The sequence below is a fragment of the Bacillus sp. JJ722 genome (assembly GCF_036963345.1).
Classification (GTDB): domain Bacteria; phylum Bacillota; class Bacilli; order Bacillales; family DSM-1321; genus Bacillus_AD.
This window is the reverse complement of sequence record NZ_JBALMO010000085.1, coordinates 14310-26073: the sequence shown is the minus strand read 5'-3', so window position 1 is coordinate 26073 and position 11764 is coordinate 14310. Positions and strand designations below refer to the sequence as shown.

8 protein-coding genes are annotated in these 11764 nt (G+C 36.5%); 1 reads left to right on the top strand and 7 read right to left on the bottom strand.

Features of this window, described 5'->3' with window-relative positions; genetic code table 11:
• Positions 1-213: 213 nt before the first annotated feature.
• The 3 genes from V7014_RS12125 to V7014_RS12115 all read right to left on the bottom strand — a co-directional run bounded on the left by V7014_RS12125 (position 214) and on the right by V7014_RS12115 (position 3149).
• Complete coding sequence (locus V7014_RS12125; RefSeq protein ID WP_335507435.1) at positions 214-1278, bottom strand: PQQ-dependent sugar dehydrogenase; 1065 nt, start codon at positions 1276-1278, stop codon at positions 214-216.
• Positions 1279-1359: 81 nt separating this feature from the next.
• Complete coding sequence (locus V7014_RS12120; protein WP_335507433.1) at positions 1360-2217, bottom strand: Cof-type HAD-IIB family hydrolase; 858 nt, start codon at positions 2215-2217, stop codon at positions 1360-1362.
• A 35-nt stretch (positions 2218-2252) separates the two neighbouring features.
• The gene (locus V7014_RS12115) at positions 2253-3149 is read right to left on the bottom strand and encodes an aldo/keto reductase (protein ID WP_335507430.1); all 897 of its coding nucleotides are present in this window, start codon (positions 3147-3149) and stop codon (positions 2253-2255) included.
• A 282-nt stretch (positions 3150-3431) separates the two neighbouring features.
• Here V7014_RS12115 and V7014_RS12110 point away from each other — a divergent pair, with 282 nt between their 5' ends.
• Positions 3432-4787 carry a YjiH family protein gene (locus V7014_RS12110; protein WP_335507428.1) on the top strand — a complete coding sequence of 452 codons (1356 nt, stop codon included), beginning with the start codon at positions 3432-3434 and terminating at the stop codon, positions 4785-4787.
• An 82-nt stretch (positions 4788-4869) separates the two neighbouring features.
• On the opposite strand, the gene V7014_RS12105 is transcribed toward V7014_RS12110, so the two are convergent.
• From V7014_RS12105 to V7014_RS12090, 4 genes are all read right to left on the bottom strand, one after another.
• Positions 4870-6549, bottom strand: coding sequence for a glycoside hydrolase family 13 protein (locus V7014_RS12105; RefSeq protein WP_335507426.1), 1680 nt, complete (start codon positions 6547-6549; stop codon positions 4870-4872).
• A gap of 12 nt (positions 6550-6561) precedes the next feature.
• Positions 6562-8853, bottom strand: coding sequence for a glycoside hydrolase family 31 protein (locus tag V7014_RS12100; protein ID WP_335507425.1), 2292 nt, complete (start codon positions 8851-8853; stop codon positions 6562-6564).
• Between the two features lie 120 nt (positions 8854-8973).
• On the bottom strand, positions 8974-10173 hold the full coding sequence (locus V7014_RS12095) for an ROK family transcriptional regulator (protein WP_335507424.1): 1200 nt from the start codon (positions 10171-10173) through the stop codon (positions 8974-8976).
• Positions 10174-10489: 316 nt separating this feature from the next.
• Complete coding sequence (locus tag V7014_RS12090; protein ID WP_335507422.1) at positions 10490-11584, bottom strand: PRK06851 family protein; 1095 nt, start codon at positions 11582-11584, stop codon at positions 10490-10492.
• Positions 11585-11764: the final 180 nt, after the last annotated feature.

The window sequence follows — 11764 nt, the reverse complement described above, 5'->3', positions numbered from 1 at the left end:
TTATGCTTGTCGGGGCTTATCGGGGCTAAACGGGCCGACTCCAAATTTCTAAGTTGACTTATCGTAAGAAGAAGTGTGAAGTTTACTAGGCGTTGGGTGCTCGAAGCTGGATGTAGAATCACTCTATTTCAAAGTGATCAACTACCAAATATTTTATAAATCCCTAACCAAATAAAAAGAAGCTAACTCCTTAAAGTTAGCTTCTTCCATTACCTATAATTCTAATTTATACAGTTGATCATCATCTTTCGAAGGGTTACCTCGTCCGTCTGTATTATTCGAAATAAAGTACAACGTATTCCCTTCTATAAATACATCGCGGACACGCCCAATATCTTTCACTATATCTTCCATCTTCTTCGATTGAAGATGATAACGTTTGACTGCTTCACCTCGCAAAGTTGCCACATAAAGAGATCCGTTATGATAAGCAATTCCAGATGGCGCCCACGTCACGTTACCAGAATGAATAAGAGGTGTTTTCATACCCTCCTTCACTTCATCTCCTTGTATAATTGGCCAACCATAATTTCCCCCCGCTTGAATGAGATTAATTTCATCATGAGCAGATGAGCCGTGTTCACTACTATAGAGATTTCCTAGTTGATCCCAAGCAAGACCTTGTGGATTTCGATGACCATAACTATATACATAAGAATTTGGAATCGGATTATCCTTAGGTATACTTCCATCTAAATTCATTCGAAGGATTTTTCCACTTAATGAATGAATATCTTGTGCGCGCTCTTCTTTCACACCATCACCAGTTGTAATATAAAGTAATCCATCTCTGCCTATTTGCATACGACCACCGTGATGATATTGCCCGCTAACAATTCGATCTACAAGCGTTTTAATTTCGTGCCATTCATTATTCTTTCTTTGTAGAATGACAACTCGGTTCAGAGGCTGTCCGGCTTGCTCATACGTATAATACGCAATGGCTTGCTGAGATTTTTCAAAGTCAGGCAATAAAATAAATCCTAAAAAACCAGCTTCAGGCTGCGATGATAAAGCTTCCTTCAATCGAACTTGTTCTCTTGTTACTTGTCCATTTTGCACAACAGCAACAGTTCCTCTTCGTTCACTAATGTAAAACGTGCTATTCGCTTTCTGAATAGACCATGGAATCTTAAGGTGAGTTGCCACTACTTCAATAGGTGCACTCCTCTTACTGACAGGCTCTTCTCGTTTCTCATCTTTCACATCGTTCGCCTTATTACAAGCTGTTATGATGAATAAACAAATAATAATCATCAACCACTTATACTTATTCATTTTCCTACCTCTTTCTTTTAGAAAGTTTACGTAGGTGCCTGACTTTGTTGTTCATTTTGTTTTTATACCTCTATAAACGCTTCACTTTATCGCTTTTTCAATCGCGTGAGCAACACCACTTTCATGATTGCTCAATGTTACTTCATGACAATAGCGTTGAATATCTGCAACCGCATTCCCCATTGCTACAGCTTTTCCCACTCTTTCAAACATTGATACATCATTATAGCTATCGCCAATTGCCATCGTATCGCTAAGAGCGATATTTCTCTTGGCTACAAACTTCTCTAATGCAATGCCCTTCTGAGCTGAACTGCTTGTAATCTCTAGGTTTTCTTGACCAGATGAGCTTACTGTTAATGCGGTATGTTGCTTAATTCGACCGCCTGTTTGTCCTAACAGGTCATGATTACTAGAGAATACAAGCATCTTAAAGCATTCTACACTTTCATCTTTAAACAATTCATCATAGCTGGCTACTTCATGTACCAGACCTAAGTCAAAACGTTCTGTTGCTTTCTTCTTCAAATAGTTTGGATCGACATCAGGGAAAGCTGAAGCAAACAAATCGACAATCGTTTCAATGGCAACAGCTTTATCATATGTATACGTGCCTTTATTCGTATATACTTCATAATAGATACCAGCTTCATCTAAGATTGCTCTAGCTCTTTCAACCTCTTCTACGTCCATTGGGTTAGAAGCAACGATTTCTCCAGATTCATCCCACACAACAGCTCCGTTTATCGAAATAATGGAGCACTTTAAACCAGCTTCATCCAATGCGTGTCTAGCTTCTATGTAAGAACGTCCTGTAGCAATTACTACTTCTACACCTTTAGATTGAGCATGCTCTATCGCTTGTTTATTTGCTGCACTTACTTTTTGCTCCATATTTAATAAAGTACCATCCATATCAATTGCAATACATTTAATCAAAGAAATACAACCCTCTTTCACATTTATATTGTAAATTAATCTACTTGTTTACCTCTTGATGCTACCCAAATTTCATACCATTGCTCTCTTGTTAAAGTTAAAGACAATGCTGCAACAGCTGATTTAATTCGCTCGATTTTTCCTGAGCCTATGATTGGCATAATTTTCGCCGGATGTTTCAACAACCATGCATACATCACTTGATCTATACTACTTGCTCCTATTTCAGCAGCTATTTTTTCAAGAGTCGTACGCACTCTGACCGCTTGAGGATCTTCGCTAGTGAAAATTCTTCCACCAGCTAAAGGTGACCAAGCCATTGGTGGCATACGTCTTTCAAGTGCTTGATCTAGCGTTCCATTTTCAAACTGAGCTCTTTCCAAAACAGACAATTCAACTTGATTTGTGACAAGGGGCATATCCAGATATGTTTGTAACATGGAGATTTGTGAAGGTGAAAAATTAGATACTCCAAAACACTTTACTTTCCCTGCTTGCTTTAACTCTGAAAAAGCCTCAGCTACTTCTGCTGGGTCCGTAAGTACATCTGGACGATGAATGAGCAATACATCTATGTAGTCTGTCTGCATATTCTCCAACGAAGTATGTACACTCTCTATAATGTGTTGCTTGCTTGAATCATAATGATTCAACTTTACATCATCTCTACTTGTTAATTTGATTCCACATTTTGTTACGATTTCTAATTGTTCACGAAGCTGAGGTTTCAATGATAATGCTCTTCCAAGAAGCTTCTCACACGTATACTGTCCATATATATCAGCTGTGTCAATCGTTGTTATTCCTAGCTCTAAACATTGTTCAAGAAGTTGTAAAACTTGTTGATCACTATATTGCCAATCCGCCAATCTCCATTGGCCATGTATAATACGAGAAAACTGCATATTATCTTGTAGCTGTACTCTTTCCACATTAACACTCCCTCATTAATATTTATCTAAAAATAATAAATACCTTGTAACTATTATACATACATTAACTTCTCCTTGTTATACGCATATATTTAAAAAAGTTACAATTCTCCATCTATTACATATTAACAATGATTTAATAGTTTACAAATGAAAAAATAGGGTATAAGAAAAAAACCATTGACCGTTATTTCAAAATACTAATAGATTTTTTGATTATTATGCATTAAAATGTATATATATTAATCGACCGATACAATTAAAGTAAAGGGGAACATAATAATGAACAACACGCTGAAACACTATAAAGTATCTTCATTATTACTATTTATCATACCTTCACTAGTCGGGATTCTATTATTCATGACTCCTGTCTCATTTGATGGACAAATTACTATTCCAATTGCTATTCTATCTGGAACATTTAAAGACATTCTTGGTGATTCTATTCCATATATTATGACTGCGATTATTGTACTTGCTGTGCTTGGCACATTGGCAGTTAAATTATTAAATATACCTTTCATCAAGAAAAGCACGTTCTTAACAACACTATTTGATGTTAGTCCTGTTTGGATGATTACTAGAATCACCGGTGCAATCTTTGCTGTTATGGTATTATTCCATATCGGACCAGAATGGCTTTGGTCGGATGACACTGGTGGAACAGTGCTATTTGACTTACTTCCTACTTTATTCGCCGTATTCTTCTTTGCAGGATTATTGTTACCATTACTATTAAATTTTGGTTTACTTGAGCTTTTTGGAGCACTTCTTATGAAAGTAATGCGACCGCTATTCAAACTTCCTGGTCGTTCATCTATCGGTTGTGCTGCTTCTTGGTTAGGTGACGGGACAATTGGAGTATTACTAACAAGCAAGCAATATGAAGAAGGCTATTATACAAAACGAGAAGCTGCGATTATTGGAACAACCTTTTCTGTTGTGTCTATTACATTCAGTCTTGTTATTATTTCACAAGTTAATCTTGGGCATATGTTTATCCCCTTCTACCTAACAGTTCTTTTATCTGGAATTGTAGCTGCGATTATTATGCCGCGAATTCCACCTTTATCAAGAAAACCTGATACGTATCATGGTGATCATCAACCTAATAATGATGAAGTTACACCTAAAGGGTATACTCCTTTCTCTTGGGGAATGAAATTAGCTGTTGAACGTGCGGAAAATAATAAAGGAATACTGAACTTCTTCGCAGATGGTGGAAGAAATGTTCTAGACTTATGGATGGGGGTAGCTCCTGTTGTAATGGCAATGGGAACATTGGCTTTAATTATCGCCAATTATACACCATTTTTCCAATGGCTTGGATTACCTTTTGTTCCAATTCTAGAATTACTTCAAATTCCTGAAGCAGCGGCTGCATCTCAAACCATTCTAATTGGATTTGCGGATATGTTCTTGCCGTCTGTACTAGCGATGGGTATTGAAAGTGAATTAACTCGATTCGTCATTGCAACTTTATCTGTAACGCAGTTGATTTACATGTCTGAAGTAGGTGGATTATTACTAGGTTCAAAAATCCCTGTTAGCTTCAAAGATCTTGTAGTTATCTTCTTATTACGTACAGCGATTACGTTGCCAATTATCGTTGGAGTAGCTCACCTATTATTTTAAATAACTAAGAAAAGCCTGAGACTTGTATTCTTACAGTCTCAGGCTATTTATATTCCTCTATCTAGCTTTTTTGGACTACTAACTACTCTTTTAATAAATAGACTACAGCTTCATAAGGTAACAATCTATTTACATTAGTTTCCGATTCATTGGTAATCACAATTTCTGCATCTTGAAGAGTTGAAATTACATTCTCATCTTCTAAATCTACTGGTTGATCAGAGAAATTACATAATACGTAGAGTTTTTCACCATTTAATTCACGTTTATAAGCAAACACTTGAGCATGATCACGCATTAAGAGTTTAAAATCACCATCAGTTATTATATCTAATTCTTTTCGTAATTGAATTAGACGTTGATAATAGTAAAAGATAGAATCTTGGTCTGCTAGTGCCAATTTTGCATTTATTTCTTTATATCTTGGGTTAACCTTAATCCAAGGAGTGCCTGAAGTAAAGCCACCATGTTCCGTGCTATCCCATTGCATAGGAGTACGAGCGTTATCTCTTCCTTTAACGTAAATTGCCTTCATAATTCGTTCATGAGACCAGCCTAATTCTCTTTTCTCTTTATACATATTAAGTAATTCGATATCACGATACTCACTTAACTCTTCAAATTGAACATTCGTCATTCCAAGTTCTTCACCTTGGTATATATACGGTGTTCCTTGCATCATATGCAAACAAGTTGATAGCATTTTTGCTGACTTAACACGGTACTCTTGATCATTCCCGAAACGAGAAACGATACGTGGTTGATCGTGATTATTCCAGTACAAACTATTCCAGCCTACTCCATGTAAGGACGTCTGCCATTTCTCGAAATTTTCTTTTAGATCCACCAAATTAAGCGGCTTAAAATTCCATTTTTCATCTATGCTATCCAGTTCCATATGCTCAAATGTAAAGACCATATTCAACTCTTCACTGTCAGGATTTGTATATTTTTTCGCTTCCTCTGTAGTAACACCAGGCATTTCTCCAACTGTCATGACATCATAGTTTGACATAACCTCTTGATTCATTTCTTGCAGAAACTCATGTATTCGTGGACCATTTACAAAAGAAGCTCCACCATCTCCATATAATTGCCCTTCCTTTACAGGCGCATCTGGAAAAGTTACATCTTTAGAAATGAAATTGATTACATCCATACGGAATCCATCAATGCCTTTATCTAACCAATAATTCATCATTTCATAAATATCTTCACGTAATTTAGGATTTTCCCAGTTTAAATCAGGCTGCTTTGTTGCGAATAAGTGAAGGTAATATTGTTTTGTCTCCTCGTCATATTCCCAAGTTGATCCACTGAAAACGGAACCCCAGTTAGTAGGTGGTTCACCATTTTCTTTACCATCTTTCCAAATATAATAATCTCGATATGGACTTTCTTTACTACTCTTACTCTCTACAAACCATTGATGTTCATCAGATGTATGATTTACCACTAAGTCCATGACTAGCTTCATACCTCTTGCATGAGTTTCTTCCAAAAGCTGATCGAAGTCTTCCATTGTTCCGTATTTTTCATAGATTTCCTGGTAATGACGAATATCGTATCCATTGTCCTCTTGTGGTGAATCATAAATAGGAGATAGCCAAATAACATCAATATCTAGTTCTTTCAAGTAATCGAGTTTCTCAATAATACCTTGAATATCGCCAATTCCATCTCCATTTGTATCATTGAAACTCTTCGGATAAATTTGATATACTACGCTTTTTTTCCACCAATCTTTCGCAACTGCTTTCATTTATTTCACCCTCTATTTTTTAATTTGTATATTTTTATTTCCTACTAATTTTATATTTTCAATGTTTGCTCGTTGATTAAATTCACCATCTGTATGTTGTACAAGTTGATAGTCATTCTCTACTTGTTCGATTGTGAAGTTTGTATAACTATACATACCTTTTTGGTAGTCATAGCTATAACCATCATCTTCATACAATGCACCCTTCGCTTGTTCCTCATTGGAAACATATACATGCAATTCAATGTCTTGCTTTTCTTTTGTATTTTGAACTGGAGTACCTAATGGAAGTATTGTTCCTTCCTTTACAAAGATAGGCATCGTATCAAGACCTGCTTGAACTACATGGTATTGACCGCCTTCATATGTTTCCTCTGTCCAGAAATCAAACCATGTTCCTTCTGGTAAGTACACCATACGGTGATTTTGCCCTGGTCGAAGAATTGGGGCAACAAGCACATTGCTTCCTAATAAGAATTGATCACTGCAATCAAATGTCGCTGAATCATTTGGATATTCCATTACTAATGGACGTACTATTGGAAGACCCGTTTGCTCAGCTTCATGGAATAAGGTATAGATATACGGCATGAAACGATAACGTAACTCTATATATTTTTTCACTGAAACTAATGTTTCTTCACCAAATGCCCATGGCTCCTGATTAAGAAAGTCTTGTGCGCTGTGATTACGGAAATAAGGTAAAAACGCTCCCACTTGCGTCCAGCGAATTAATAGTTCAGGTGTTGGATCAGATGAAAAACCACCAACGTCTGCACCAGAAAACGCAATACCAGACAATCCAAGGTTCATAATCATTGGTAGTGACATCTCTAAATGCTCCCAGTGACTGCGATTATCTCCTGTCCAAACAGCTGAATAACGTTGAACTCCCGCATATCCAGCACGCGTTAGTGAGAAAGGTCGTCCATTTCCTAATTGTTTCTGCAAGCCTTCATACGTTGCTTTACTCATATATAATCCATAAAGATTATGTCCCTCTTTATGAGTAATCTTTTTACCATCTACATTATGAATGACATCTAAATCCATTGTTTTCGATTCATTGAAAACAGCTGGCTCATTCATGTCATTCCAAATGCCACGGATTCCTTGATTCGTATAGAATCGGTGAAGGTCTCCCCACCACTCTTGCACTTCACTATTAAGGAAGTCTGGGAACGCACTTACTCCTGGCCATACGTCGCCATAATAAACTTGTCCCTCTAAATATTTACAGAAATAATCTTTTTCGATTCCTTCACGGTATACAGGATAGTGAACATCCTTCTTCACACCAGGATCAACAATCGGGACAATATCAATGTTTTCTTGCTTTAATTCCGAAATTAATTCTTGATGCTCGGAAAAATTATCTTGATCAAACGTAAAAACTCGATACCCGTCCATATAATGAATATCTAGGTATATACAATCTAACGGTATTTGATGATCTTGAAACTGTTTCTTAATTTGTCTAACTGCATCTTGAGAAGCATAGCTATATCTCGACTGATGGTAACCTAATGACCATTTTGGTGGAAGCGGTGTATTTCCTGTTAATTTCGTATAAGACGAAACGACTTCCTTAATATCGTTTCCAAGTAACAAGTACACGTTGACTTGACCACCCTCAGCCATAATCTCTAGCTGGTTAGGATTCGTTTGCATATCAAATTCTGTACGATGTGAATTATCAAAGAATACTCCCGTTGTTCCATCTTCACTATGCATAATTGCAAACGGGATAGATTGATATAGTTCAACTGTATCCTTGTTGTGAGGCGCATATACATCTGTATTCCAGTTGCTTAATTTTGAACCATTTTTATTGATAAATCCTGACTTTTCTCCAAGTCCATATACAGGAGCTGTAGCTTTTTTCATCATTGAAAAATATACATGCTTCTCGCTTGTATATGAAACCGGAACCTGCGCAGTCTGGAAGATTGTTTTGTCACCTTGTTTGACTGTTATTTCAAAAGTATCTTTTTGAATAAGAACTTGATTCTTACCAATATGTAGCGTAATAAAATCATCCGACTCTACCAATGTACCGTCCATTCTAGTAGTATCGCCAACAGCAGCAATGGAAGGGTTTTCATCCACCTCACCAAAAGGATTTACAGTTAAACGCATCGTCACTTCATTTATAAAGTATAAAAGAAACCTTCCTTTTGTCAGTGTTCCTGTTAACGCTTGACCATCCCATTTATAATCTTGAATAGACTGTAATTGATGACGGATTTCTCCACTTTCATTTAATTTTGTTGGTAAAATAGCAAAACTTGTTGTTTCTAACATATGGCTGTCCATCCTTTTTATCAGTATTCAAGTAAATGATTGTAAAGAAATCACTTCCACAATCTTCACTTGTTTCTATTTACTTCAGCTGTAGATTCATTTGTACCTCATGCTCTACTCTTATTCATAAATTGGCGCTTGAAATATATGAATAATGGCAAGTAACGCTCCCCCAATTAACCAAGCATCATCTTGTAATTTTGACGGTACTAGTATCGCAGGAATGCCTACCTTCGAGAAGAAATTATCTTGGGCAATTTCTTCTACTTTTTCGAGAAATAAATGACTGTATTTCATACCTTCACCAGCTAATACAATTTTATCTGGATTAAAAGTATTAATTAGATCACGTATGCCGTAACCTAAATATTTGCTCATCCCAGCCATTAATTTTTTGGCTAATTCATCGCCTTTTTCAGCTTCCTTAGCCACTTCATCAAAATAGAAGCTTCTTAAACTTGTTTGTGGATAATCTGCGATTAACTCTTTTCCTTTATTGTTAAAGTAAAATTCTGACGCATACATCTCCAAACAACCGTTTTGTCCACAGTGACATGGGTAGCCATCAATTGAAATCGTTGAATGGCCAAATTCACCTGCTCCACCTATTGAGCCGTAATAAACGTTTCTTCGAAGTACGGCTGAAAGTCCTAATCCTGCACCGACAGATACAACGAGAAAATCATTATTTTCTTTTCCTACACCATTGTATAGTTCTGCAAGCGTATACCCATTTATATTTTTATCTACAAAGATTTGAATACCTTCTAAGCGTTCTTTCAACATGTTTGCTATGGGTACATTATTCCACCCTAACATCGTCGATCGTATAATTTGCCCTTCATGGCGATTTACTAAACCGGAAGATAGAATACCTACTCCAAGCAGGTTCTCACGCTCTTTATTATTTTTCGAAAGTATATGATGAATCTGATTTTCGATTAAATCAATAATCTTCTCAGGAGATGAATGTTTAGCAAAAGCTATATCATTAACGTCAATAATTTCAGCATTCATATTCGTCAAAGCTACCAATAAGCACTCTTCTTCAATTTTCACACTAATTATTGAACCAAATTCTTTGTTAAACTCGATAAGCTTAGCCCTTCTACCTCCAGTTGATGAAGACTCTCCTACCTCACGAATTAATCCTTGATTTGTCAAATCTTCAATAATGTATGTTAGTGTCGATACGCCTAAATCACATTGCTTAGCGATTTCCGTTCGACTAATCGCATGTTGTTCCCGAATAATGTTTAGCACCTTAAATCGATTAATATCTTTAATCAACTCCTTGCTACCATTTCGTAATACACGCACCTATTTTCACCTCAAGTTTAAAATAAAGATAATTTTGATGATTTGAAAACTTACTTTCTTCATTGAACGAAATAAGTATATACTCAATATACTGTAAGCGTTGACAAAAAACAAACTATTATTCTAAAAAAATATAATTTTTTCATATTGTTTAAAAAAATAGTCACATTCATAAAAAGTTTCTATTAATTAGCTACTTGCAGAACCACTTTTTCTCCAAATCTGTGTACTTTTTAAAAGTTGAAATGGAAACAACACCTTCTGTTTTCAACGAAAGGTGTTGTTTATTTTTCTCAATTTTTCAGTGAGCCCGACTTTATTTCACTTTCATACTTTCAATCGACTTCAAAATGCCCGCTTGTATGCGTTCAATCTTAGCAAAATCCATACTGGCAACATACATTTTCTCTAAATCATCCTGTAGTGCTTTTGCCCGAGCCAAATGAGCGGTAGCTTCGTTCATTTTGGCACGATAGCGGCGTGATACATTTTCGATATCTGTGCTATAATCTTCGTCAGTTCCCGGTCTGATACAGCGTTCATACACATCGATAATGACATCACCATCTCGGCTCGGAAAGTATTCATGCGGTGCTGTGCTATCGAAAATAGCGAAGCTAAGATCTCGGACAATGACCATATCTAAACTATTTGGATCGAAGCCGCAATGATAAACTTCTACATCAAAGCCCCTATCTTCTGCCTGAGCAGCGATTTTCTTCAGCATCGTTGATTTCCCTGATCCGGGTCGCCCTTTAATGAAGTAGCGATGCTGTAGTCCGCTCGTTAAATTCGGAACATAATCAACAGCACCTATAGGTGTTGCTGCCCCTAGAAAACGGTGACGAACATCCGCAATCGACTGCTTTGTTTGCTTTCCAAAGAGCTTATCAATCATCTCTGTTGTTAATTCATCCGCTTTATCAAAATCCATATTATCAATATAAATGGCTTCCCATTCATCATGCACACTTAACGCTTTTGCAAAGGAATCATAAGCCGATTGAAAGGCTGTCGCTATTTGCTCCATTAATGAATTAATGCTCTCTGTTTGCTGAGTTAAACTATCAGCATCCCATGCTTCCTCTATATTTACATATTGTCCTATAGTACCTAGTAAACGAGGTTGAAGTATATGTGGTGCTGTCCCCTCAACAATCCCAACGCCCAACTCATTTATAATAACGCCATCGATTGAATCATTATCGGAAGAGCAATGTAAGTATTGTAAGCTGTACCCTTTATCATCAAAATACTGACCAATATTTTTCATTAACGTCGACTTTCCTGTTCTAGGACCACCTTTTAAAATAAATAATTTTTTTAAACCAGCTAAATTATATTCATATAAACTGTAAAAGCCTCGAGCTGTATTTCCACCAGCAAAATAATGAAGTATGCGCTCCGTCAATGTAAGCACTCCTTTTTTATAAAAATCTTATCGATTACAATATATGACGAATGTGATGAATAGGTGAGTGCCTAAAGAAAGAAAAGCGGAAGCGCCCCGTTTAGCTCCGTATGAACTGGAGCCTTTCGACTGAGATAAAGGAAACACGAAGAGCTGACAAGCGATTCGATTGTCCAGCTT

Coding starts and splice junctions, on each gene's coding strand:
- V7014_RS12105 (WP_335507426.1), bottom strand. CDS start 6,549: ATGAAAGCAGTTGCGAAAGATTGGTGGAAAAAAAGCGTAGTATATCAA.
- V7014_RS12100 (WP_335507425.1), bottom strand. CDS start 8,853: ATGTTAGAAACAACAAGTTTTGCTATTTTACCAACAAAATTAAATGAA.
- V7014_RS12125 (WP_335507435.1), bottom strand. CDS start 1,278: ATGAATAAGTATAAGTGGTTGATGATTATTATTTGTTTATTCATCATA.
- V7014_RS12110 (WP_335507428.1), top strand. CDS start 3,432: ATGAACAACACGCTGAAACACTATAAAGTATCTTCATTATTACTATTT.